Origin of the sequence: Sphingobium cloacae (assembly GCF_002355855.1) — a bacterium.
In the GTDB taxonomy this organism is placed as follows: Bacteria; Pseudomonadota; Alphaproteobacteria; order Sphingomonadales; family Sphingomonadaceae; genus Sphingobium; species Sphingobium cloacae.
The window spans coordinates 2,014,713-2,037,993 of sequence record NZ_AP017655.1 but is presented as its reverse complement, the minus strand read 5'-3'; the positions used below and the strand labels follow the sequence as shown (position 1 = coordinate 2,037,993).

19 protein-coding genes and 1 pseudogene are annotated in these 23,281 nt (G+C 64.9%); 5 read left to right on the top strand and 15 right to left on the bottom strand.

Annotated features, from left to right (window positions below; all coding sequences use genetic code 11):
• Positions 1-188: 188 nt before the first annotated feature.
• Together SCLO_RS10135 and SCLO_RS23865 are read right to left on the bottom strand one after the other, a co-directional pair.
• A pseudogene (locus SCLO_RS10135) lies at positions 189-1,441 on the bottom strand (TonB-dependent receptor domain-containing protein); the annotation flags it as partial.
• Positions 1,330-2,055: a TonB-dependent receptor plug domain-containing protein gene (locus SCLO_RS23865; protein ID WP_407695331.1), complete on the bottom strand. Its 726-nt coding sequence runs from the start codon at positions 2,053-2,055 to the stop codon at positions 1,330-1,332. The pseudogene SCLO_RS10135 and the gene SCLO_RS23865, both read right to left, overlap by 112 nt.
• A 187-nt stretch (positions 2,056-2,242) precedes the next feature.
• Here SCLO_RS23865 and SCLO_RS10130 point away from each other — a divergent pair, with 187 nt between their 5' ends.
• Complete coding sequence (locus tag SCLO_RS10130) at positions 2,243-2,605, top strand: MerC domain-containing protein (protein ID WP_066517558.1); 363 nt, start codon at positions 2,243-2,245, stop codon at positions 2,603-2,605.
• 105 nt (positions 2,606-2,710) lie between these two features.
• Here the strand turns inward: SCLO_RS10130 and SCLO_RS23860 are convergent, their stop codons facing one another.
• Positions 2,711-2,911, bottom strand: a complete 201-nt coding sequence (locus tag SCLO_RS23860) for a hypothetical protein (RefSeq protein WP_123905477.1) — start codon at positions 2,909-2,911, stop codon at positions 2,711-2,713.
• A gap of 476 nt (positions 2,912-3,387) precedes the next feature.
• Between SCLO_RS23860 and SCLO_RS10120 the strand changes: the two genes are divergently transcribed.
• The 3 genes from SCLO_RS10120 to SCLO_RS10110 all read left to right on the top strand — a co-directional run bounded on the left by SCLO_RS10120 (position 3,388) and on the right by SCLO_RS10110 (position 9,734).
• A complete protein-coding gene (locus SCLO_RS10120) occupies positions 3,388-5,415 on the top strand; it encodes an alpha/beta hydrolase family protein (RefSeq protein WP_066517560.1) in 2,028 nt (675 codons plus the stop codon).
• 43 nt (positions 5,416-5,458) lie between these two features.
• Complete coding sequence (locus SCLO_RS10115; RefSeq protein WP_066517562.1) at positions 5,459-8,158, top strand: valine--tRNA ligase; 2,700 nt, start codon at positions 5,459-5,461, stop codon at positions 8,156-8,158.
• A 121-nt stretch (positions 8,159-8,279) separates the two neighbouring features.
• Positions 8,280-9,734, top strand: coding sequence for an MATE family efflux transporter (locus SCLO_RS10110; protein WP_066517563.1), 1,455 nt, complete (start codon positions 8,280-8,282; stop codon positions 9,732-9,734).
• 6 nt (positions 9,735-9,740) lie between these two features.
• On the opposite strand, the gene SCLO_RS10105 is transcribed toward SCLO_RS10110, so the two are convergent.
• On the bottom strand, positions 9,741-11,399 hold the full coding sequence (locus tag SCLO_RS10105; RefSeq protein WP_066517565.1) for an ATP-binding protein: 1,659 nt from the start codon (positions 11,397-11,399) through the stop codon (positions 9,741-9,743).
• 243 nt (positions 11,400-11,642) lie between these two features.
• On the opposite strand from SCLO_RS10105, the gene SCLO_RS10100 reads away from it, so the two are divergent.
• Positions 11,643-12,707 carry an acyltransferase family protein gene (locus tag SCLO_RS10100; protein ID WP_066517566.1) on the top strand — a complete coding sequence of 355 codons (1,065 nt, stop codon included), beginning with the start codon at positions 11,643-11,645 and terminating at the stop codon, positions 12,705-12,707.
• Between the two features lie 4 nt (positions 12,708-12,711).
• Here SCLO_RS10100 and SCLO_RS10095 read toward each other — a convergent pair whose 3' ends face one another.
• From SCLO_RS10095 to SCLO_RS10045, 11 genes are all read right to left on the bottom strand, one after another.
• On the bottom strand, positions 12,712-13,719 hold the full coding sequence (locus tag SCLO_RS10095) for an LLM class flavin-dependent oxidoreductase (RefSeq protein ID WP_066517767.1): 1,008 nt from the start codon (positions 13,717-13,719) through the stop codon (positions 12,712-12,714).
• A gap of 53 nt (positions 13,720-13,772) precedes the next feature.
• Positions 13,773-14,246, bottom strand: coding sequence for an Hpt domain-containing protein (locus SCLO_RS10090; protein WP_407695304.1), 474 nt, complete (start codon positions 14,244-14,246; stop codon positions 13,773-13,775).
• 72 nt (positions 14,247-14,318) lie between these two features.
• Positions 14,319-14,540 carry a sulfurtransferase TusA family protein gene (locus SCLO_RS10085; RefSeq protein WP_066517567.1) on the bottom strand — a complete coding sequence of 74 codons (222 nt, stop codon included), beginning with the start codon at positions 14,538-14,540 and terminating at the stop codon, positions 14,319-14,321.
• Entirely contained in the window at positions 14,527-15,894 is a 1,368-nt protein-coding gene (gene der / locus SCLO_RS10080) for a ribosome biogenesis GTPase Der (RefSeq protein WP_066517568.1), read from the bottom strand. The genes SCLO_RS10085 and der overlap by 14 nt, the downstream gene beginning before the upstream one ends.
• Positions 15,895-16,042: 148 nt before the next feature.
• Positions 16,043-17,392 carry an outer membrane protein assembly factor BamB family protein gene (locus SCLO_RS10075; RefSeq protein WP_231923410.1) on the bottom strand — a complete coding sequence of 450 codons (1,350 nt, stop codon included), beginning with the start codon at positions 17,390-17,392 and terminating at the stop codon, positions 16,043-16,045.
• A gap of 14 nt (positions 17,393-17,406) precedes the next feature.
• The gene (locus SCLO_RS10070; protein ID WP_066517572.1) at positions 17,407-18,105 is read right to left on the bottom strand and encodes a tetratricopeptide repeat protein; all 699 of its coding nucleotides are present in this window, start codon (positions 18,103-18,105) and stop codon (positions 17,407-17,409) included.
• Between the two features lie 74 nt (positions 18,106-18,179).
• Positions 18,180-19,052, bottom strand: coding sequence for a 3-methyl-2-oxobutanoate hydroxymethyltransferase (gene panB / locus SCLO_RS10065; protein ID WP_066517573.1), 873 nt, complete (start codon positions 19,050-19,052; stop codon positions 18,180-18,182).
• A 91-nt stretch (positions 19,053-19,143) separates the two neighbouring features.
• Positions 19,144-21,618, bottom strand: a complete 2,475-nt coding sequence (locus SCLO_RS10060) for a TonB-dependent receptor (RefSeq protein ID WP_066517574.1) — start codon at positions 21,616-21,618, stop codon at positions 19,144-19,146.
• A 160-nt stretch (positions 21,619-21,778) separates the two neighbouring features.
• Entirely contained in the window at positions 21,779-21,952 is a 174-nt protein-coding gene (locus SCLO_RS10055; protein ID WP_231923211.1) for a YezD family protein, read from the bottom strand.
• A gap of 103 nt (positions 21,953-22,055) precedes the next feature.
• Complete coding sequence (locus SCLO_RS10050; protein WP_066517578.1) at positions 22,056-22,724, bottom strand: RBBP9/YdeN family alpha/beta hydrolase; 669 nt, start codon at positions 22,722-22,724, stop codon at positions 22,056-22,058.
• Positions 22,725-22,881: 157 nt separating this feature from the next.
• Entirely contained in the window at positions 22,882-23,247 is a 366-nt protein-coding gene (locus SCLO_RS10045; protein ID WP_066517771.1) for a PRC-barrel domain-containing protein, read from the bottom strand.
• Positions 23,248-23,281: the final 34 nt, after the last annotated feature.

Below are 23,281 nucleotides of genomic sequence, written 5' to 3'. Positions count from 1 at the left end.
CAGCGATGCGCACCGCCATCGAGGGGACTTGTAGGCGCTGGCCCACCGCGCGGCTTGGACGGTAACGTCCTCAGTTGCCTTCTGTCGAACCTGCATAATGTCGTCCTCGCATGGCTTTTGTGTGGAACGGAGAGACAGAAGACTGATCTGCCTCCCCGCGTCCTGGCGCCAAGGGAGCGCCATCTTCGTCAGAATCCGGTCCGCAGCCCGAACACGAAGTTGCGGCCGCGCAGCGGTGACGCATCCTTGATGAACGAGGCATGGTTGTAGGCCAGTTCGTTCGTCAGATTGCTCGCCCGCACGTACAATTCAGCATGGGCTTTGGGCCCCAGTTCCAATTTGTAGGCCAGTGTCGCATTGAGCATGTCATAGTTCGGCGTTCGCATCTCGAATGCGGCGATCTTGCCCTGTTCGAAGACGTGATAATATTCGAGATCAGCGGACAGCGGCCCCCACCTGCCATCGGCGCGCGCGCCGAGCCTGCCGGCCGGTATGCGCGGCAGATTGCCGAGGCCTCGTTTCAGCTTGGCGCGAACATAATCGCCGAAGACCGACACGCCGAAATCGGGCGTGAATTGCTGCCGGACTTCGCCGTCGATCCCCGTAAACCTTGCATCGGCCGCCGTGTAGCGGATCAGGCGGAAGTCCTCGAACCGATCAAGGGTGTCGGCGAAGATGTAATTGTCGAAATCCTGATGATAGGCCCCGATGGTGAATGTCGTCGCTCCGCTCGTCTTGCGGAAGGTCAGGTCGACCGACTTCGCCGTCTCCTTGCCCAGCGTCGCGGTGCCCAATTGTAGGTATTGGTCGCCAGATGCACGCCACGGGCATAGAGTTCCTGCACATTGGGCGCGCGCTGTGACCGGGCGAAGGACAAGGCCAGCGAATAGTCGCCGCCGATGTCCCAGATCGCCGCCCCGGAGATCGAGAACGGCCGGTGGCTGACCTTGCGATTGAGCGTCGTCTCGACCGTCTGCCATTCGTGGCGCGCTGCGAGCTCGAACCGCACTGGTCCCGCCTGCAGGGTCTCCATCAGGAAGAGAGCCGTGTTGGTGGTCTCGCTTTCAGGCAGGAAGGCTTCCTCGCCCACCGCGCTGAACTCGCTGCTGGAATGCTGGACGCCGAATACGCCGCGCAAGGCCCCGATCGGCTTGTGGGTCAGCTCGAAGCGAATGTCGTGCGCCTTGTTCTTGAAGGTGGTCGCAACGGTATCTTCCTCGATCTCGTCATGCTCGTAATCGGTGAACGACATGCGGAAACGCACCTTATCGAAACCGGGCAGCGGGTCGCGATATTCGCTTCGGATGTCGAAGCGTTCGCTGCGCAACTTCACGAAGGGCACTTCGTCATGGTTATGGTCGTGATCATGGTCATGATCGTGATCGTGATCGTGATCGTGATCGTCTTCGCCGTGATCGTGGCCACCGCAATGCAGGCTGCTGCCGTGAGGATGGCAGGATTCATATTCGTGGCTGTGGCCCGGTAGTCCATATTCGCTGCGTTGGCGCGTATAGGCGACGCCGAGATAGCCGTCCGGGCCGACCCAGGAACCGCCGACGCTGAACGTGGACGTATCGTTGTAGGAGCCGTCGACATGCCGCCGACCAGTGAGCGTTCGGGGTTGGCCGTGCCAAGCCGCCCTTCCGCCATGCCCGAAATCCCGCCTTCGGGAATCGCCGTGGGAACCTTGTCGTCGAGCAGGTTGATCGCGCCGCCAATGGCGCTGCCGCCGTAGAGCAAGGTGGCGGGTCCGCGGAGCACCTCGATCCCGCGCAGCAGTAGGGGCTCGGTCGTTATGGCATGGTCAGGCGAGATCGCGGACGCATCCTGGATATTGGCCCCATCAGACAGCGACTGGACGCGCGGCGCGGTCTGCCCGCGAATGACCGGACGGCTCGCGCCGCCGCCGAAATTATCGAAGTTGATGCCGGGCTGCCCCGCCAGCGTATCGCCCAGCGTCGCTTGCCGGCGGTGAACGAGGTCGTCACCCGTCAGAGTAGCCACAGGAGTCGCGGTCTCGTCGGCCTTCTGCTCCAGGGGCGAAGCCGTCACCATGATATCGCGGTCTGCGGCGCTGCCGGCTTGCGCGGCTGCGAGCGCTGCCTGCGGCAGCAGCGCCGACACGGAGGCGGCGGACAACAGAACGACACGAATTTTCACGAACAATCCCCTTTTTACGCTTGAGTTTTCGACCCATTAAGAGACGATATAACATTACTCAAGTGGTGTTTTGATAGTTTTTATGCGTGCCAATAATGAGTCGTCAGCCAGCAGGCGCCAACTGCGGACAAATGTTATCGAGGGGGCTGCGGTCTCCGCGTCGCTCCTATGCCTCGTCCATTGCCTTGCGCTGCCATTCCTGCTGCTGCTGTTGCCGGGAATCATCGGCCTCTTCGCGCAATCGCCCGCCTTTCACTATTTCGCGCTGGCGCTGGTCCTTCCGACCGCCCTTGCGGCGTTCTCGCTCGGCTATCGACGGCATGGTGCGGTCCTGCCGGTCTTGATGGGACTGGCTGGCATAGGCTGTCTGGTGATCGCCCTCCTTCCGGGTGGGGCGAAAGCACCGAGCTTTGGTTCACGGTGGCAGGAAGCCTGTTTCTCGTGACCGGCCATAGCATGAACTGGCGGTTGCGATCCCATGGGTGCTGACCTGGTTCCGACGATGTAGGCGTGAAAGACCGGACGTCGCGTCGGCCAAAGCCGTCCCGGCCTATCGGGGTCCAAATGTTCTCGATGCGATGATGATGATCCACTTCTTACCGTCTTGGATCACGCTGGCCTTCGGCCACCAGTAGCGGTTGCGGTAGAGCAGTAGGGCAGCATCACCATGACCGGTCGCCTGCCGAAGCCCCTTGAGGGCATTGTGCTGGAACCTGTCTTTGGTCTTGGGCAGATCATGGCCCGTGAGCATCTTATGGGTTGTGTGCTCCAACGCATCACTAAAATGATAAAAAAGACCTTCTTGAGGTCGTCAGCGACGCCCCAGTAATCGGTGAGGTGGCTCCACCAAACACCCGACATCTTCTTGCATTCTTTAACGAGTGCAGAAGGGGTCGGCTGCTTGAGGCTGCACAAAGTGTCCTTCCCGTGCTGCATGGCCAGCCATCGGGTGATGCTGACAAGCTGCTGCTGTGATCCTGTGTACGGGGCTGCGCCGATCTCAGCGGGGATGTCGAGATCAGATAATAAGTCTGCGACCGTGATCGCCTCGGCGAAAGAGCAGCGAGGGACGGAACCGGACGGTGAACTGTCGGAAAAAGGCCCGCCATGGCCCTGCAAATGACGCCGCGTTCCGCCCTTGCCGCTGCTGTGTTGCCGTCCTAATACCCTTACTATCATGGCGGCGCGGTTGAGACGCCCGCGCCGCTCGATAGCAAGGGACATTGCATGAAACATCTATTGCTTGCCGGGCTGGCCGGCTTTGCCTTGTCGCAGGCCCCCGCCGCCGCGCGGCCCTTTACGCCGAGCGACATGGTTGGCCTCGACCGCATATCCGCGCCGGTGGTGTCGCCGGACGGCCAATGGCTGGCCTATCAGCTGCGCACCACCGATCTGGCGGGCAATCGGGGCCGTACGGACCTCTACCTGCTCGACATCGGCCGAAAGGGGCAGGCGCCGCGCATGATCGCTTCGACGCCGGACAGGAATGAAGCCTCGCCCGCTTTTTCGGCGGATGGCGCGTCGCTCTATTTCCTGTCGAACGCCAGCGGCGACGATCAGCTTTGGCGCGTCAGTCTGACGGGCGGGCAGGCGGAGCAGGTCAGCAAGGCCCCCGGCGGCATATCCGGCTATCTGCTGAGCCCCGATGGGCAGAAGGTCGCGCTCTGGGCCGACCGTCCGGTGGGCGCGAAGACGCTGGACGATGCCAAGCCTGCCAATCCGCCCGGCGCGGGCACGGGTCACGTCTATGAGCAGCTTTTCGTGCGCCATTGGGACACTTGGTCGGATGGCCAGCGTTCGCAGATCTTCGTCATGCCGCTGTCGGGCGGAAAGGCGGTGTCGGTCATGGGCACCCTCGTCGGCGACAGTCCGTCCAGGCCCTTTGGCGGGGCCGAGGAAATCGCGTGGAGCAAGGACGGCAAGACCCTGTTCTTCGCGCTGCGCGAGGCGGGACGGATCGAGCCGCTCTCCACCAATCTCGACATCTTCGCCGCGCCCGCCGACGGCAGCGCCGCGCCGGTCAACCTGACGGACGCCAATGACGCGACCGACACCATGCCCGCCGTGTCGCCGGACGGCCAGTGGCTCGCCTATGCCGCGATGAAGCGTCCGGGCTATGAAGCCGACCGGCTGGTGCTGATGCTCCGCAACATAGCGACCGGCGAGACGAAGGCGCTGACCGAAGAATGGGACCGCTCGGTGGCCTCGATCGCGTGGGAAGCGGATGGCAAGGGCCTGCTCGTCACCGCCGACGATGTGCTCGATCACCCCGTCTTCCGCGTGGATGCGGCGAGCGGCAAGGTCACGCGCCTGACGCAGGGCGGGCATGTGGCGAGCGTCAACCCGCTGCCCGATGGCGGCTTCGTCTATGCGCTCGACAGCATCCAGTCCCCCGCCGATTTCTGGAAGATGCCCGCGAAGGGCAAGCCGGTGCGCCTCACCAGCGTCAATGCCGACAAGCTGGCGGGCGTCGATGACGTGTCGGTCCAGCGGTTCAGCTTCAAGGGCGCGAACGGCGATACGGTATGGGGCCAGATCGTGAAACCCAAGGGCGCGGCGGGCAAGCTCCCCGTCGCCTTCCTCGTCCATGGCGGGCCGCAGGGCAGCTTCAACGATTCATGGTCCTATCGCTGGAATCCCAAGGCGTTCGCCGCCCATGGCTATGCCGCCGTCATCGTCGATTTCCATGGCTCGACGGGTTACGGACAGGCTTTCACCGACAGCATCAACAGGGATTGGGGCGGCAAGCCTCTGGAAGACCTGAAACTGGGCCTCGCCGCCGCGGCCGCGAAGGACGCCAATGTCGATGCGGCCAATGCCTGCGCGCTGGGCGCGAGCTATGGCGGCTATATGATGAACTGGATCGCGGGCCAATGGCCGGACGGGTTCAAATGCCTCGTCCAGCATGACGGGGTGTTCGACGCCCGCGCCATGGCCTATGAGACCGAAGAACTGTGGTTCGACGAATGGGAACATGGCGGCCCCTATTATGAAAAGCCGGAAGAGTTCGAGAAGTGGAACCCCGTCAACCATGTCGCGGCATGGAAGACGCCGATGCTGGTCGTGACCGGCGAAAAGGATTTCCGCATTCCCTATACGCAGGGGCTGGCCGCCTTCACCGCGCTCCAGCGGCGGAACATCCCGTCGAAGCTGCTGGTCTTCCCGGACGAGAATCACTGGGTGCTCAAACCCCGCAACTCGCTGCAATGGTATGACGAGGCGCTGGACTGGCTCGCCCGATGGACGCGCAAGTAAAAGCGCTGGAATGGTAAGGGAAGGCGCATTATGGCGCCTTTCCATGACCGAACTGCCCAAGACCTTCGACCCCGCCGCCATCGAGTCCCGCTGGTACGCCCATTGGGAAAGCAACGGCCTGTTCCGCCCGGAACGCCCCGGTGCCGAACCGTTCACCATCGTGAACCCGCCGCCCAATGTCACGGGCAGCCTGCATATCGGCCATGCGCTCGACAACACCTTGCAGGATATCGTGATCCGTTACGAGCGGCTGCGCGGCAAGGATGCCCTGTGGGTCGTGGGCACCGACCATGCCGGCATCGCGACGCAGATGGTGGTCGAGCGGCAACTGAACGCCGCCGGGCAGAAGCGCACCGACTTCACCCGCGAGGATTTCGTCGCGAAAGTGTGGGAGTGGAAGGCCGAGAGCGGCGGCGCGATCACGCGCCAGTTGCGGCGGCTGGGCTGTTCGATGGACTGGGCGAACGAACGCTTCACCATGGACGCAGGCTTTTCGCGGGCCGTCATCAAGACCTTCGTGGAACTGCACAAGCGCGGCCTGCTCTATCGCGACAAGCGGCTGGTGAACTGGGACCCGCATTTCCGCTCGGCCATCTCGGACCTTGAGGTCGAGACGAAGGAGACGAGCGGCGGCTTCTGGCGCTTCCGCTATCCGCTGGCCGATGGGGTCAAGCTGGCGGACGGATCGGACCATATCGTCGTCGCCACCACCCGCCCGGAAACCATGCTGGCCGACATGGCGGTCGCCGTGCATCCCGACGACGCGCGCTACAGGGATGTCATCGGCAAGGACATCCTTCAGCCGATCACCGGCCGCCGCTTCAAGGTGGTCGCGGACGAACATGCCGATCCGGAACTGGGGTCGGGCGCGGTCAAGATCACGCCGGGGCACGACTTCAACGATTTCGAGGTGGGCAAGCGCGCGGGCATGAAGGCCGCCGACATGCTCAACATGTTCGACGCCGACGCCCATGTGATCCAGACCGCCGACGGCCTGATCCCGGACCGCTTCCTCGGCCTGCACCGTTTCCGCAAGGACGGCGTGGATGGCGCGCGCGAGCTGGTCGTGGCGGAGATGAAGGCGCTGGGCCTGCTGGTCCCGCACGCCACCAAGAACAAGGAAGGCGAACCGCAGGAAGCCGATTTCGAGCCGCGCACCATCCAGACCCCTTATGGCGACCGCTCCGGCGTGGTGATCGAGCCCTGGCTGACCGACCAATGGTATGTCGATGCGGAAAAGCTCGCCGTCGCGCCGATGCAGGCGGTCCGCGACGGACGGATCGAGATCGTCCCTAGGACATGGGAAAAGACCTTCTTCAACTGGATGGAGAATATCCAGCCCTGGTGCGTCTCCCGCCAGCTCTGGTGGGGGCACCGGATTCCGGCATGGTATGACGAGGACGGCCATCCCTATGTCGCGGAGACGGAGGAAGAGGCGCAGGCACTCGCCGGGAACAGGAAGCTGACCCGCGATCCCGATGTGCTCGACACATGGTTTTCCTCCGCGCTCTGGCCCTTCGGCACGCTGGGCTGGCCGGAGGAGACGGAGACGCTGCGGCGCCATTATCCCAACGACCTGCTGATCTCCGGCTTCGACATCCTGTTCTTCTGGGATGCGCGCATGGCGATGCAGGGGCTGGAGTTCATGGGCGACGTGCCGTGGCGCAAGCTCTACCTCCACGGCCTTGTCCGTGCTGCGGACGGGCAGAAAATGTCCAAGTCCAAGGGCAATGTCGTCGATCCGCTCGGCCTGATCGACCAGTTCGGCGCGGACGCGCTGCGCTTCTTCATGGCGGCGATGGAAAGCCAGGGCCGTGACGTGAAGATGGATGAAAAGCGCGTCGAGGGTTATCGCAATTTCGCGACGAAGCTGTGGAACGCGGCCCGATTCCTGCAAGCCAATGGCGTCACTGCCTCGGCCAGCCATGAAGCGCCGTCCGCTGAGGCCCCGGTCAACCGCTGGATCGTCGCGGAGACGGTTTCGACCGTGCAGGCCATCGACATGGCGATGCAGGAACTGCGCTTCGACGCCGCCGCCAATGCCATCTACCATTTCATCTGGGACCAGTTTTGCGACTGGTATATCGAACTCAGCAAGGGCCAGATGGACGAGGAAACCCGCGCCGTCGCAGGCTGGGCGTTCGACCAGATCCTCGTCATGCTTCACCCCTTCATGCCCTTCATAACCGAAGAGTTATGGCACGCCATGGGCGACCGGCAGAGCGACCTCATCGTCGCCCAATGGCCGCAGGCGCTCTACGCGGTGGACAGCGATGCGCAGGCGGAGATCGACTGGCTGATCCGTCTGGTGAGCGCGATCCGCGCCGCGCGGACGGAACTCAACGTCCCGCCCGGCGCGAAGATGCGCGCGGTCGTGCGCGACGCGTCGGAGGAAACGCGGCGGAGGCTCGACCGGCAGGGCGCGGCTCTGGCGCGGCTCGCGCGGGTGGAAAGCCTGTCCTTCGGCGAGCAGCAGGAAGGCGGCGCGGCGCAGATCGTCGTGGACGAGGCGACCTTCATCCTGCCGCTGGAAGGCGTGATCGACATCGCGGCGGAAAAAGCGCGGCTCGCCAAGGCGCTGGCCGCGACCGAGAAGGAACGGGACTCCCTCGCCGGGCGGCTGAACAACGCCAGCTTCGTCGAAAAGGCCAAGCCCGAAGCCGTGGCGAAAGCGCGCGAGGACCATGCCGAAAAGGCCGATGAAGCAGAACGACTGAAGGCGGCGCTGGAACGATTGGGGTAGGGCCTCAAGGAACCGCCCCCCGCCGTCTGCCGTTTTTGTCGCGCCTGTCGAATTTCGTCCTTCCCTTTCAAGCGGAAGGCCGCGATCCTCGGCAGGAAGGCTCGCAAGGGGAGGGGGAGGCATGGCGGCAGGAACGACGACCGGCGCAAGGAACCTGACACAGGGTCCGATCGCATCGACCCTGCTGCTGTTCGCCATCCCAACGCTCGCCTCCAATGTCCTCCAGTCGCTGAACGGATCGATCAACGCGATCTGGGTCGGCCGCTTCCTCGGCGCGCAGGCGCTGGCGGCGACGGCCAACGCGAACATCATCATGTTCCTGATGTTCTCCGTGGTGTTCGGCTTTGGCATGGCCTCCACGGTGATGGTCGCGCAGGCGATGGGCGCGTCCAATGTGGACGCGGCGCGGCGGGCCTTCGGATCGGCGGTCGGCTTCTGTTTCCTGCTGGCGATGGCGGTGGGCATCGGCGGATGGATCGGCAGCCCCGCTTTGCTGCACCTGTTGGGGACGCCGCCCGAAGCCTTCGGCCTTGCGCTCGTCTATCTGCGCGTCATTTTCGTGGCGATGCCCGCGACCCTGCTCAGCGTCATGATGATGATGGGGCTGCGCGGCACGGGCGACGCCCGCACGCCGCTGATCTTCATGTTCGTCAGCGTCGGCATCGATCTGGTGCTGAACCCGGTGCTGATCCTGGGGTTGGGGCCTTTCCCGGCGCTGGGCATCGCCGGATCGGCGGCGGCCACGGCGATCGCGGGCTTCGTCAGCCTGATCGGCCTTGTCTGCTACACCTATGCGAAGGAGCTGCCGCTTCGCCTGCGCGGGGGAGAGATCGCCTATCTGCGCCCGGCCTGGCAGGAAGTCCGCGTGATGCTGGGCAAGGGCCTTCCCATGGGGTTGCAGATGATCGTCATGTCCGCGTCGGGGCTGGTGATGATCGGCCTCGTCAACCGCGAAGGCTTTATCGTCACGGCCGCCTATGGCGCGGCGCAGCAGATATGGACCTATCTCCAGATGCCCGCCATGGCGATGGGCGCGGCGGTGAGCGCGATGGCGGCGCAGAATATCGGCGCGGACCGCTGGGACCGGATCAGCCGCATCACCGGCTATGGCATGCTTTACCTGCTGGCGATCACCGGCGCGATGATCGTCATCATCCTGCTCTTTCACGAGCCGTTGCTGGCGCTGTTCCTGGGCCATAACGAAGCCGCGAGCGCCGCCGCGTGGGAGATGCAGCTCCGCGCCAGCTGGAGCTTCATGCTGTTCGGGCTTGCCATGATCCTGTTCGGTGTGATGCGCGCGAACGGCGTGGTGGTCCGCCCGCTGCTGATCCTGATCTTCACCCTGTTCGGGGTCCGGCTGGGCTTCTATTACTGGGCCTATCCGCATATCGGGGCCCATGCGCTCTGGTACAGCTTTTCGGTCGGATCGGCCGCTTCGATGGTGCTGGCGGCCGCCCTTTACCTGCACGGAGGCTGGCGCAAGGCAAAGCTGATCGTGCCGCTGCACGAGGAGGAATGCCGCGAATCGGTCCATGCGGAAAGCGAACCGGCCGGACGCATCGCGCCGGTCGGGTGATCCCGCCTAGCGCCCCTGGGAACGCCAGCGCGTGATGGTGCGGTCCAGAATATCCGCCTCGCCGCCGGTCTGGCGCCATAGCTCGGTGAAGCTCGGATCGCCCGAAGCGGGACGGCGCTCTTCCTCCAGCGTGTCGAGCGCCACGCGGATCGGCACGGCCACGCCTTCGCCGCAGATGATCGCCTCCCGATTGCGTAGCGCCGGGATCGAATCGAGAAAGCCGCGCGCGCCTTCGGGCATGGCGGCCTTCACGAACGCCTGGTCGCGGTCGTTGTTGAGGCGCATGGAGATGATCGTGCCGCATTGCGACAGCACGCCTTCCGCCAGATCGGACGGACGCTGGGTGATGAGGCCCAGCGACACGCCATATTTGCGGCCTTCCTTGGCGATCCGTTCCAGGATGCGGCGCACGGCCTGGCCCGATCCGCTCGTGGTGCTGGGGATGTAGCGGTGCGCCTCCTCGCAGACGAGGAGGATGGGGCGCTGCGGCTCGTCCCGCGCCCAGAGCGCATAGTCGAACACCAGCCGCGACAGCACCGACACGACGACCGACGTGATGTCGGACGGCATGGCCGACACGTCGATGATGGAGATCGGCTTGCCCCCGGAAGGCAGGCGGAAGATCTTCGCGAGGAAATCCTGCATGGTGTCGGCCACCAGCATGCCGGAGAACATGAAGGTATAGCGCGGGTCGGACCGGATTTCGTCGATCTTGGTCTTGAGCCGCATATAGGGTAGCGCACCCGTGCCCTTTTCCAGCTTTCCCATCTCGTTCTGGAGGATGTTGGTGAGGTCGGACAGCAGGTAGGGAATGGGCGAATCGACCGTCAGCCGACCGATGCTTTCGGCCAGCCGGTTCTTGGACCGCGCGGCGAGCAGGCATTTGGCGAGGATGTCGCTGTCGACGGTGCGCTCCGCCCCTTGCGAGGTCACGAACACCTCGCAATGCTCCTCGAAATTCATCAGCCAATAGGGCAGCGCCAGATTGTTGACGTCGAACACCGCGCCGTTGCTGGCGAAGGCCGCGCCATATTCGCCATGGGGGTCGATCATCACGATATGCCCCTGCGGCGACAGGTCGCAGATGCGGTGCAGGATCAGCGCGGCGCTGGTCGACTTGCCGGTGCCGGTCGATCCCAGCAGCGCGAAATGCTTGCCCAGCATCGCATCGACATAGAGCGCCGCGCGCGTGTCGACGGTCGGATAGATGGTGCCGATCTGCACATGGGGCTGGTCCTCCGCCGCGTAGATCTGCCGCATGTCCTCGCTGGAAACCGGATGGATTTCCGCGCCGGGCCGGGGATAGCGGGTGACGCCGCGGCGGAAATTGCAGATGGCGCGGCTGGCTGCATCCTCTTCGCCCTCACCCAGGAAATCGATGTCGGCGACGATGGTGTCGTTATTCTCGCGATCCAGCGCCATGGCGCGGATGTTGGCGATCAGCCAGCATGGGCCGACGCGCATCTTCACCTGGCTGCCGACCTGCCCGGCGGTTGCGATGCAGGGATCGCCATGTTCGGAAAGCTGTTCCAGCCGCACCGCGTCGAGGATGATCCGGGAACTGGATCCCGATGCTTCGAACACGATGCCGACCGGGCCGACCAGCGACAGGGGAACGGGTGCGGCGGCCGGTTTGAAATGGGCTGCCTCCGGCATGTAGCTCATAGACTTTACCTGTCCCCCCAAAGCACCGGTTCATCTTCCGGCAAACAGGAGGACGCTAGCGCTCATTGGTAAAAATTGGCTTATGCGCGGTCGAATCGGGCGAAAATATGGGCATGATCGCGGGAAAAAGATTAAGCGGCGCTTGCCGCGAGTCCGTTTTGGACCGGATTGGAGGAACATGAGGGGCGTCAGTACATTGTACATGGGTAACGATCCGGAGTCCGCGTGCAGAGCAGATTGACGATGAATCCCGCGCGCCAATCGGATGCCATTTCCATTGCCCGGGTCCTGTGCATATTGGGCGTGGTCTATGTCCATGCCTGGACGGGCCTGAGCGGCGGCGACCTGGCCCAGTTGCGCGGCACCTGGCAGGAAAGCCTGCGCTGGGTCCTAATGGATATTTTCGGGCACAGCGCCGTCCCCCTGCTGGGCCTGATCTCCGGCTGGCTGGTGGGCGGATCGTCCCGGACGTTGGATTGGAGCGACCATGTCGGGCGCAAGGCGCAGACCATCTTGCTGCCCATGCTGACATGGAATGCGCTGGCCATCCTGCTGGTGTCCGGCGCGGCCTTCCTGTTCCACATGCTCGCGCCCGTGCCCCGATCGGCGGAATGGGTGATGCAGGAACTCTTCATCGTCAGCCGCAATCCCGACATCAATGTGCAGATGCCTTTCCTGCGCGACCTGTTCCTGTGCATGCTGGCCGCGCCGCTGCTGGTGCGCCTGCCGGGCTGGATGCTGGCGACGGTCGCGGGCGCGGCGCTCGCCTGCCAGGTCGCCGGTCTCGGACCGCCGGTGCTGATGCGCCCGTCCATCCTGTTTTTTTTCGTGATCGGCATATTGGCCCGGCGCGGGACTCTGGCTGACCGGACGGCGGCGCTGCCCTTCTGGGCGGCGGCCATGCCCTTCCTTCTGCTCATGTCGTTTCAGCTTTCCCTGATCCTGCCGCCGGGGCCCGATCCGTCCGGCGTGCCGGGCGCGGCGCTGGACATGGCGGTGCGGATCGCGGCGGCGCTGTTTTTCTGGCGGCTGTCATGGGCGCTGGCCGGCAGCCGCGCGCGCGGCCTGCTGCTCAGGATCGAGCCCTATGCCTTCCTGCTGTTCTGCGTGCACCTGATCCTGATCTGGCTGGGCGGACCGCTGCTGGGCATGGTGTTCGGCAAGCTGGGCTCGCCTTTCTATCCCTTCTACCTGATCGCGCAGCCTTTCCTCGTGCTCGCCGCCGTCGTCCTGCTGGGCACGTTGCTCAGCCGCATGGCGCCGGGCGTGGCGGCGTTCCTCAGCGGGGGCCGTTTGCGCGAAGCGTAGGCGGTCAGGCGGCTTTGCGTGCGTCGATCGCCTGATGGGCCGCCATGGCGATGGCGAAGCTGCGCCGCCGCGCCTGTGCGTCGTAGATCTGCCCGCCGACGATGATCTCATCGGCGTTCGTCCGGTCGATGAAGGCGGCCAGGTCGCGCTCCACATCGGCCTGCGTGCCGATGCTGGAGGCGCTCATCACCTCGTCCAGCATCATGCGTGCCTGAACGGGCAGCGTTTCAGGATAATGGGGCAGGGGCGGCGGCAGCTTGCCGGGCTGGCCACCGGTGCGCAGGCGGATAAAAGTCTGCTGCATGGAGGTGGCGATCAACTGCGCCTCGTCCATGCTGTCGGCTGCAAAGACGTTGAAGCCCGCCATCACATAGGGCGTGCCCAACTGCACCGATGGACGGAAATCGCGGCGATAAAGAGCGATGGCCTCGTCCAGCGCCGCCGGTGCGAAGTGGGATGCGAAGGCATAGGGCAGGCCCAGCGCGGCGGCGAGCTGCGCCCCGAACAGGCTGGACCCCAGAATCCAGAGCGGCACCTGCGCGCCCGCGCCGGGCGTCGCCTGGATGCCAAGGCGCGGGTCGTCCGCGAAAAAGGCCTGCAGCTCCATCACGTCGCGGGGAAACTGGTCCGGCCCGCCCGACAGGTTCCGCCGTATCGCCTGCGCGACGCGCTGGTCCGATCCCGGCGCGCGGCCCAGCCCCAGGTCGACGCGCCCCGGAAAGAGCGCGGCCAGCGTCCCGAACTGCTCCGCGATCAGCAGCGGCGCATGATTGGGCAGCATGATGCCGCCCGCGCCGATGCGGATGGAGGATGTCGCATGGCCGACATGCGCCAGCACCACCGCCGTCGCCGCCGACGCGATCCCCGCCATGCCATGATGCTCGGCCACCCAATAGCGGTGATAGCCCAGCTTTTCGGCATGGGCGGCCAGCGTGGCGGCGTGGGACAGGGCGGTCGCGACATCGCTGCCTTCAGCGACGGGAACCAGGTCGAGCATCGAGAGACGGGTCATGGCCCGCATATGGGGGCAGGGCCAGTTTTGTTTCAATACCAAATCGTCGGCGGTCAGCCCGCCCGCCCGAACCCGATGGCCGCGCCCGGCGCGCGCCGACCGAAACCAGCCGCCTTGCGTGGGGCCGGCGGATTGACTTCCCGGTCGAGCAGCGTCAGCGTCTCGGCAAAGCAGGGGCGCAGCGAGACCACGATCTCGATCAGTTCGTCCGGCCCTTCATGCGATTCGACGCAGCGCCGCGCGACCATCTCGATCTCTTCCGCCATGGCGCTCAACCGATGGGCGCCGAACTGGGCCGCTTCCCCTTTCAGCTTGTGGGCGGGACTGACCAGCGCCGCGGCGTTCCGGCTGCGGAAGGCCTGTTCGATCAGGCCGATCGCCTTGTCGCCATCCTCCCGGAAATAGCCCAGAATCCGCGCGAAGGCCGCGGCCAGTTCGGCCCGTGCGCGCGCGAACTCCTGCCAGTTCACCAAGTCGGCATCGTCGTGGGACACCCCGATCACTCCTTGCTCAAGCGGAATGACCATAGAGGTTGCGTGTAAACAGCCTGTTAAAGCGGGGGGCGGGACATGGGGAGCACTGGGCAGGCTTTCGGCCCCTTAACCCGCCCGATCCTGGCGCAGCGAGAAGCGGTTGCCGTCCATCGCCTCGAACGCCCATCCCTGCTGCCGGGCCAGCGCCTCCAGTTCCCCCGGCGCGACGGGATCGTCGGCTTCGACGATGATCGCCCCGGCGCTTCGCATCGCACGGGCGGCGCGCAGCGCGGGCCAGGGGCATTTCATCCCCCGCGCATTCACCAGGACCGCGCTATTTGCTGGCATAGGGATTCTTGGCGCTCCGCAGCGTCAGCCGCACCGGCACCGCGCCGAAACCCAGTTCCTTCCGGATGCCGTTCACCAGATAGCGGCGATAGCTTTCGGGCAGGTCGTCCAGCCGCGTGCCGAACAGCACGAAGGTCGGCGGCCGGGTCTTGTTCTGGGTGATGTAGCGCAGCTTGATCCGCTTGCCGCCCGGCGCGGGGGGCGGGTTGGCCTCCAGCGCGCGCTCGAACCAGCGGTTGAGTATGCCCGTCGATACGCGCTGCGACCAGGCCGTGCGCGTGTCGAAGGCGACGCGGATCAGATCGTCCAGTCCCTTGCCCGTCGCGGCGGAGACGGTCATGATCGGCACGCCGCGCACCTGCGCGAGGCCATCGGACAACGCCTGCTTGATGCCCTGATAGAGCGCCGAGCCATTGTCCACCGTGTCCCATTTGTTGAGCGCGATGACGAGCGCGCGCCCTTCCTCCAGCACCTTGTCGGCGATGCGCAGGTCCTGCGCCTCCAGCCCCCGCGTGGCGTCGAGCAGCAGCACCACGACCTCGGCGAAATTGACGGCGTTGAGGCCGTCGGACACGGCCAGCTTTTCCAGCTTGTCCTGCACCTTGGCGCGCTTGCGCATCCCGGCGGTGTCGATCAGGCGGACGGGACGGTCCTGCCCGTCCGGGCTGGTCCATGTCCAGTCCACCGCGATGCTGTCGCGCGTGATGCCCGCTTCCGGCCCGGTCAGCAGCCGGTTCTGGCCCAGCAGCCGGTTGATGAGCGTCGATTTGCCCGCATTGGGACGGCCCACGATGGCGAGCTTGAGCGGCGCGGCTTCCAGATCGGCCTCGTCCGGTTCGCCTTCCTCTTCCTCCTCCTCGCGGTCGATATGGGGGAGGAGCGCTTGGAACAGGTCGGCCAGGCCCTGCCCATGTTCGGCGGAAAAGGGGATGGGGTCGCCCAGGCCCAGGCTGAAGGCTTCCATCACCCCCGGCTCGGCGGCCTTGCCCTCCGCCTTGTTGGCGACCAGCACCACCGGCGCGTCGCCTTCGCGCAGCCAGCGCCCGATTTCCTCGTCCAGCGGGGTGATGCCCGCGCGCGCGTCGATCAGGAACAGCGCGACATCGGCGCTTTCCACCGCCGCCTGCGTCTGCATCCGCATCCGGCCGGGCAGGGTCTGCGGGTCTTCATCCTCATAACCGGCGGTGTCGATGATGGTGAAGTCGACGCCCAGCAGGTTCGCCTGCCCCTCGCGCCGGTCGCGCGTGACGCCGGGCTGGTCGTCGACCAGTGCCAGCTTCTTGCCCACCAGCCGGTTGAAAAGGGTGGACTTGCCCACATTGGGCCGCCCGACAATGGCAACAGTGGGCAGCATGATGAGAGCCCGTTTCCTTTCTTCGGTTGCCTGTTAGCACATCAGGCGTCAAAACATGAATGCTCCCGCGAAGACGGGCCCCGGTCCCACTATCCGAACCGGGCGCGCCCCTTCGCGGGAGCAGGCTGATCTTCCATCGTTCCCGCCGTCAGCGAAGCGCCGTCAGCTTGCCGTCATCGGCAAGGATATAGAGCGTGTTGTTGGCCACCACGGGCGATAGCGACATGCGCTTGCCCATTTCGACATCGGCCTGTACCGCGCCGGTCGCCGGATCGGCATAGACCAGGTCGCCACGGGTCGATACCAGGATCAGGCGGTTGCCCGCCAGCACCGGGCCGGTCCAGCGGATCGCCTTGTCCTTCTTCTTTTCCTTCTGCCAGCGGCGAAGCTGGCTGATCCAGCGGATCTTGCCGGTGGCGCGCGCGACGCAGAGCAGCTTGGCGTCGCTGGTGACGACGAACACCCATTCGCCCACGACCCAGGGCGTCGAAATGCCGCCGATATTGATCTCCCAGAGGCGCTGGCCGGTGACGAGTTCATAGGAGGCCATGCGCCCCGCCTGCCCGATGGCGAACACCCGGCCCCGGTCGATCACCGGATCGGCATCGATGTCGGTGAGCGAGGCGACGGCCGTCGAGATGCTGGTGCGCGACAGGGCGTCGCCCCACAGCGAACGGCCATTCTCATACCGATAGGCGGTGAGTTCGCCCGAGCTGTAGCCCGCGATCACCGTGCCCTGCGCGGCGGCGGGGGCCGCGACGCCGAACACGCCGGTCACCTGCAACGTGCCGCTGTCGGTCCACTGCACTTCGCCGTCCGACTGGTTGAGTGCGAAGACCTGATTGTCCTGCCCCATCACATAGGCATGGCCGTTCGCCAGCGTCGGCGCGCCGCGCAGCGGGCCGCCGGGGCGCTTCTTCCACAGGATCGATCCGTTATTGGCGTCGAGCGCCGCGACATCGCCGACGCCCGTGCTGGCGAAGACGCGGTTGTCCACCACGCTGACGCCGCCGCCGAACAGGGCGCGCGCGTTGCCCTTGCTTTCGGAGGGCAGGGACGTCTGCCACAGTTTCGCGCCGCTATTGGCGTCATAGGCGATGACATGCGCGCCCGCGTCGATGACATAGAGCTTGCCGCCCACGATCACCGGCGCGGCGGCAAGGCGCGCCTTGGGCGTGCTGCCTTCGATGGAGGCGGACCAGATCTGCCGGGGCGAAGCGCCCAGCGCCAGATGGCCCATGGTCTTGGACGGCCCGCCGCCCGGCTGCGACCACTGGTCGTTGGCATAGGGTTCGGGCAGGGCGACCGGCACGTCCGCCAGCGCCGGATCGACCTCCACGCCCTGTTCGGCGGTCAGGATCGACGTGCGCTTGCCCACGACCGGCGTCTTGGGTCCACCCTTCTTGCCGCCGACGATGCCGCAACTCGCGACCATCGCCATCATCGCGGCGACCGTCAGCGCGCGGCCCACGGCTGAAAATTTGCTCATGTCCTGCATCCCCATGTGCTCGCTTATCCTTCGGTGCCTTCGGCCGGCGTTTCGACCGCGTCGACCCCCAATAGCCCGGCCATCTGTCGCGCGCGTGAACGGATGGACTGCGGCACGTTCCGGTCCTTCGCCATGGCGGCGAACAGCGGCCCGGCCAGATCGCGCTTGTCCATCTTCATATAGGCGATGGCGACCATTTCCCCGGCGCTGCCGAACCATGGCGCGCCTTCGACCGCCAGCGGCTTCAGCCGGTCGACGACCTGCTGGGGCTTGAGGCTTTCAAATTCCAGCGTGGTCTGCCGGATCAGCGCCAGGTCGCGATAGGGCTGGTCGAGCGACTGGTCCTGCGCCATCGCCTGATAAAGCGCGATGGCGGCCTTGGAATCGCCTTTGCGGGCGGCCGTGCCTGCCTTGATGAGTTGCGCGGAGGCGCGATAGCCCGGCTGGCTCGCCTGCGCCAGCGCGTCCAGTTCCTTGGCGTCCGGCGCGCCGCCGCCCATGGCGGTGCTCAGCACGCCGTCCATCTTTTCGGACACGGCTTCGGATTGGGTCTTGCTGTGATGCTGCCAGTAGAGCCAACCCCCGAAGGCGGCGAGGCCCACGACCACCGCCACCACGATCCAGCGCCCGAACCGCTGCCAGAAGGTCAAGAGCTGGTCCTGACGGACGGCCTCGTCCACCTCGCGCATGAAGGCTTCGCTATTTTGCGGCGTCAGGGCCACGCTCGTCTCCGGGAAATGAAAGAGTAAGAATGCCGAAAGCCGCGATCATTAGCGGCGCGGCGGCAAGTCGCAAATCACTTTTTGGGCCGATAGACCTGATCTTCGGTCGGAAAGTCGCGGGATCGCACGTCGGCGGCATAATTCTTCACCGCGCACTCGATCGTTTCGGCGAGATTTTCATAGCGTTTCACGAAGCGCGGCACCCGGTCGAACATGCCCAGCATGTCGTCGATCACCAGCACCTGCCCGTCGCATTGCGCCGAAGCGCCGATGCCGATGACGGGGATGTCGATGCTGTGGGTGACGGCGTTGGCCAGTTCCTCCATCACCCCTTCCAGCACCGCGGCGAAGGCGCCCGCGTCCGCGATGGCGCGCGCGTCGGCCATGATCCTGGCATGTTCCTGCTGGCTCTTGCCGCGCGCGCCATAGCCGCCCAGCGCGTTCACCGCCTGCGGGGTGAGGCCGATATGCGCCATGACGGGAATGCCCCGCTGGCTGAGGAATGCGATGGTCTCGGCCATGGCCTGCCCGCCTTCCAGCTTGACGGCGGCGGCGCCCGTTTCGGCGAGGATGCGGCTGGCGGCGGCGAAGGCCTGCTGCGGCGAGGCTTCATAGGCGCCGAAAGGCATGTCGACCACGACGACGCTGTGATAGCTGCCCCGCACCACCGCCGCGCCATGGGCGATCATCATGTCGAGCGTGACGGGCAGGGTGGATGGCAGGCCGTAGATCACCTGCCCCAGCGAATCGCCCACCAGCAGCATGTCGCAATGCGGGTCGAGGATCTGGGCCATCCGCGCGGTATAAGCGGTCAGCATGACCAGCGGCTCTTCGGTCTTCCCCTCGAACTTGCGCCGCTGGATGGCGGGCACGGTCAGGCGCTTCATCGGCGCGGGTGTGGGGTTGGCGCGGCTGGTCGATGTGTCGAGCGTGAAGGTCGTGGACATGCGGAGCGCTCTACCCTAGCCGCTCCCCCCACGCAAATGCCGGAAAAGCGGAAGCGGCATCGCGATGCCGCTTCCCAGGGGGGGGAGGGGGTCAGAAGGAGAATTTGATCGTGCCGCCCCAGGTCCTCGGGTCGCCGGGCTGTCCGGCGATGAGGCCGGTGTTGCCGGGCGCGACCTGAAGATTTTCGATATAGTTCACGTCGAAAGCGTTGCGCACCCAGCCGAAGATGTCGAACCCCTCGCCCCGGAAACCGGCGCGGAAGTTGGTCAGCGCATAGCCCTTCACATCGGTGTAGATCGAAGGCGAGGCGTTCGAATTCCAGTGCGAACGGTAATTGCCGTCGACGCCCAGATAGACCTGCCCTTCCTTCGCCAGCAGCGTGACCGGGACGTTATATTCCGCGCCGTAGGAGAAAGCCCATTTCGACACGCCGGGCAGGTCCTGTCCCGAAATGTCGCAGGCCCGCGGACTGAGCGATGCGCCGGGATGGGACGGCGTGTTGCCCGCCTGACCGGGAGCATCCGGAGTCTGATTGCCCGTCACGAAAGTACCGCCAGACAGTTCGGGCGGGCAGGGGGCGTTGGTGAACTTCTTGTACTTGGCGTCGGTATAGGCGCCATTGGCGTATGCGGTGAAGCGGTCGCTCGCCACGACCTTGAAATCCGCCTCGATTCCCTGCGACCGCACCTTGTCCGCGTTGGCGAGATATCCGCGCACGGTGCCGAACTGGCCGCCGTTCACCGTCGCCTGGAAATTCTTGATCTCCGTGCGGAAGGCGGTGAGGTTGAAGGTCGCCCGGCGGTCCCAGAACTGGGTCTTGAGGCCTACTTCGAAATGGTTGACCGATTCCGGCTTCACCGTGCCCGCGTCGTAATTCACCGTATTGTCGGCATTGAGCGGCAGGCCATTCTGGTTGATGCCCAGCGTCTTGAAGCTCTTGGCATAGGTCGCATAGGCGAGGACATCCCGCGCGATCTTGTAATTGATGTTGAAGTCGTAGGTGAAGTTCCACGCGCTGTCGGACGGCGCGCTGACCTGCGGCTGGTAGACGCCGCATTGCGCCGCCAGGTCCGTGCCTGCGGTCGGCGTCGGGGTGCAACTGATGACCTGACCCGCGCCGTTGGTCACGACGCGCTGATAGAAGCCCGATTTCTTGTCATAGTTGAGCCGCGCGCCCGGCTGGAGGGTGAGGGCGTCCGTCACCTTCCAGCTCAACTGGCCGAACAGCGCGGCGCTGGTGCTCTTGAGCCATTGGGTGTTGGTGGCGGTCAAGCCTTGCAGAATGGCGGGGTTCGTGGCCTGCGTGCCGGAAAGGCTCCACCGGCTGGCATCCGCGCCCTGCTGCTCGGTGCCCTGCGTGTCGATCCGCTGCTTGAAGCCGAACAGGCCGACCACGAAGTCGATCTTCTGGCTTTCGTAATTATAGCGGAATTCCTGGCTATACTGGTCCTGCTGTGACGGATTCTGCGATTTCGACACGACCGACAAACCGGTGAAATCGCGGTCGTTCTCCGGCTTCCAGTCCCAGAAGCGCCAGGCGGTGACGGATGTCAGCGTGCCGGGGCCGACATTCCAGACCGCCTTGGCCGACACGCCGCCGATCTTGTTGCCCGCGCTGAGGCTGCTGTCGAGGTCGGTCAGGCGATCATAGGGATTGCGGCTGGGCGTCGCATAATTGCGTCCGGGATTGGCGGCGTTGATGGCTTTGACCAGTTCGTCATATTGACGCGTGATCGGACGCTGCGTCGTGCCCACGCGTACGAACACGGTGCCGCAGCATTCCGGGTTCTGCCTGCTGAAATCGCCCGACAGGGTCAGGCTGAAATCGTCATTGGGTTTGAACAGCAATTGCCCGCGAATGCCCAGATTGTCCTGCTCGTTGATCCATCGGTCGGTCGTGGTGTTGAACAGAGTGCCACGGCGGCTGGTCGCGGCGACCGCGATGCGGGCGGCGATCGTGTCCGACAGGGGGCCGGAGATGGCGGCCTTCGCCTGCTTGTAGTTGAGGTTGCCGACCGTCAGTTCGGCGCGCCCCTCGAAATCGAAGGTCGGCTGGTTGGTCGTGATGTTGATCGCGCCTGCCGTGGTGTTCTTGCCGTAAAGCGTGCCCTGCGGCCCGCGCAGCACCTCGACCTGAGAGACATCGAGGAAGTCGAAGGTCGCGGCGGCGACGCGCGAATTATAGACATCGTCGACATAGATGCCGACACCCTGCTCAAAACCGTCGCTGGTGAGGCCGAATGGCACGCCAAGGCCGCGGATATTGACCGAGGTGTTGCGCGGATTGGTGGTGTAGACCTGCAATGTCGGCGCAAGCTGCTGGAGCTTCACGACGTTGAAATTGCCGGTCGCCTCGATGCTGTCGCCCTTGATAACCGAGATCGCCAGCGTCACTTCCTGCGCCGTTTCCTGACGGCGGCGGGCGGTGACGACGATCACGTCGCCGCGCGGGCTGGATGCCTGTTCGGCGCTGTCCGCCGCGGACGGCGCTTCCTCCGCAAAGGCATGGGACGTGATGAGTGAGGCGCCCGCCACGCTGGCGAGCAACAGGAAACGCGCAATCATATTCTTCCCCTTCCGGCTGTCCGGTGAATGTTGATCGCGGCCTTTCCGGTGGTCCGGTCAAAACCGATATACTGGGGTAATCTCCTTGGTGCGGCTTACCCCCCAAAGCCGCTCGCCAGCCTTACAGGCGGCGCAAATCGCACATGCCCCCTTCTGTCCCTCAGGCCTGGAGGCGCGTCTTTTCCGTCACGTCGATCTGCACCACGCGCCCGTCATGCACGGTCAGCGTGATGGAGCCGAAGCGCAGCGCTTCCAGAACGCCGCGCACCTTGTCGATGCTGAGCGTGATGTCGGGGCGCGTTGCCGTCGCATGGGCGTGGCGGATGTCTGTCATGACCTTTCCATTCATAGGCTTCTGCCTCGCTATATCTCAACTATTATGATAGACAAAAAAGCAAATATAGGGGGCGCGCAAGTTTGTCTTGCAGCGCCCCGGTTTAACGCGATGCGCAGAGGCCGACGCGGTGGGCGTCCTGATGCACCGGGTGGATGGAAGGGCGGATCTGCCGCATGGCGCTGGCCTGATCGCGCGCGTGGTCGATCAATCCTTCCAGCAGAGTCTGGCCATAGGCCCAGTCGCCCAGCCCGGACTCGGCGTTGATATGGCCGCTATGGCCCGCATCCATGAACGCGCTTCCCCAATTCTTCGCGATGCTGTGGGCGCGTTCGTAGAAGATATAGGGGTCGTCCCGGCTCGCCACGAGGATGGAGGGGAAAGGCAATGGCGCGCGCGGCGTCGGGCCGAAGCCACCGATGGTCTGGGGCGTTTCCATCCGGTCGCAATCGGGCGGCGCCACCAGCAGCGCACCCGCCACCGGCCAGCCATAGGCCTGGCTCTGGAGCGCGCCCCACCATGCCACCGCCAGGCAGCCCAGGCTGTGCGCCGCCAGCACCACCGGCCCTTCCGCCTCGCGGATCGCCGCGTCGAGTCGCGTGACCCAGGCGTTGCGATTCGGGCTGGCCCAGCGTCCCAGATCGACTCGGCGGCAATCGCCCCGGCTGGTTTCCCACAATGTCTGCCAATGGCCCGGTCCGCTGTTGTTCAGTCCCGGAATCGTGAGGACGACGGGTTGCCTGTCGTCACGGGCATCTCCGAAATATTCCATGATGAGCGGCCTTCCTCTTCATGCTCAGGGTCGCTCCATAATAATACTATTTATTTAGTAGACAATTGGAAAGCGGCAGGCTGTGGCTGGCGTCGGCTGGCTGTATCGAAGAGGGCGGGGGACGGGCGCGCGTCTCGGCCCGCGCCCGTCCCGGCCATCACCAGGGGTAGATCAGTCCATAATATTGGAACACGTTGCGCCCGTAGGTCTCGTCATAATCGGGGCGATCGTCGGCGCCGTGGCGGGGCGCGTCCTCCAGCGTCTCCTTGCTCAGCTCGACGACATAGCCGCCCTTGTCCGTGTCATAGTTCAGCATCGACCAGGGCAGCGGATAATGATCGTTGCCGATGCCCAGGAATCCGCCGAAGGACAGGGTGGCATAGCGCACCTGGCCGCTTCGCTTCTCCACCATGAAGTTCGATATATGGCCCAGCTTCTCGCCGGCCGGATCGAAGACGGCGGTGCCCTCGACGCGATCGGACGCGATCAGGTCGCTGCTGCTATTCACTCCCATGTCGGCCATGGTCATTCTCCTGTAGGATGAAGTCTGTCTCCTG

Coding starts and splice junctions, on each gene's coding strand:
- SCLO_RS10085 (WP_066517567.1), bottom strand. CDS start 14,540: ATGCCAGCAAATAGCGCGGTCCTGGTGAATGCGCGGGGGATGAAATGC.
- SCLO_RS10090 (WP_407695304.1), bottom strand. CDS start 14,246: ATGGTCATTCCGCTTGAGCAAGGAGTGATCGGGGTGTCCCACGACGAT.
- SCLO_RS10045 (WP_066517771.1), bottom strand. CDS start 23,247: ATGGCCGACATGGGAGTGAATAGCAGCAGCGACCTGATCGCGTCCGAT.
- SCLO_RS10115 (WP_066517562.1), top strand. CDS start 5,459: ATGACCGAACTGCCCAAGACCTTCGACCCCGCCGCCATCGAGTCCCGC.
- SCLO_RS10075 (WP_231923410.1), bottom strand. CDS start 17,392: ATGCAGGACATGAGCAAATTTTCAGCCGTGGGCCGCGCGCTGACGGTC.
- SCLO_RS10120 (WP_066517560.1), top strand. CDS start 3,388: ATGAAACATCTATTGCTTGCCGGGCTGGCCGGCTTTGCCTTGTCGCAG.
- der (WP_066517568.1), bottom strand. CDS start 15,894: ATGCTGCCCACTGTTGCCATTGTCGGGCGGCCCAATGTGGGCAAGTCC.
- SCLO_RS10100 (WP_066517566.1), top strand. CDS start 11,643: ATGAATCCCGCGCGCCAATCGGATGCCATTTCCATTGCCCGGGTCCTG.
- SCLO_RS23865 (WP_407695331.1), bottom strand. CDS start 2,055: ATGGTGACGGCTTCGCCCCTGGAGCAGAAGGCCGACGAGACCGCGACT.
- SCLO_RS10095 (WP_066517767.1), bottom strand. CDS start 13,719: ATGACCCGTCTCTCGATGCTCGACCTGGTTCCCGTCGCTGAAGGCAGC.
- SCLO_RS10110 (WP_066517563.1), top strand. CDS start 8,280: ATGGCGGCAGGAACGACGACCGGCGCAAGGAACCTGACACAGGGTCCG.
- SCLO_RS10055 (WP_231923211.1), bottom strand. CDS start 21,952: ATGACAGACATCCGCCACGCCCATGCGACGGCAACGCGCCCCGACATC.
- SCLO_RS10105 (WP_066517565.1), bottom strand. CDS start 11,399: ATGAGCTACATGCCGGAGGCAGCCCATTTCAAACCGGCCGCCGCACCC.
- SCLO_RS10130 (WP_066517558.1), top strand. CDS start 2,243: ATGCGTGCCAATAATGAGTCGTCAGCCAGCAGGCGCCAACTGCGGACA.
- panB (WP_066517573.1), bottom strand. CDS start 19,052: ATGTCCACGACCTTCACGCTCGACACATCGACCAGCCGCGCCAACCCC.
- SCLO_RS10060 (WP_066517574.1), bottom strand. CDS start 21,618: ATGATTGCGCGTTTCCTGTTGCTCGCCAGCGTGGCGGGCGCCTCACTC.
- SCLO_RS10050 (WP_066517578.1), bottom strand. CDS start 22,724: ATGGAATATTTCGGAGATGCCCGTGACGACAGGCAACCCGTCGTCCTC.
- SCLO_RS23860 (WP_123905477.1), bottom strand. CDS start 2,911: ATGCTCACGGGCCATGATCTGCCCAAGACCAAAGACAGGTTCCAGCAC.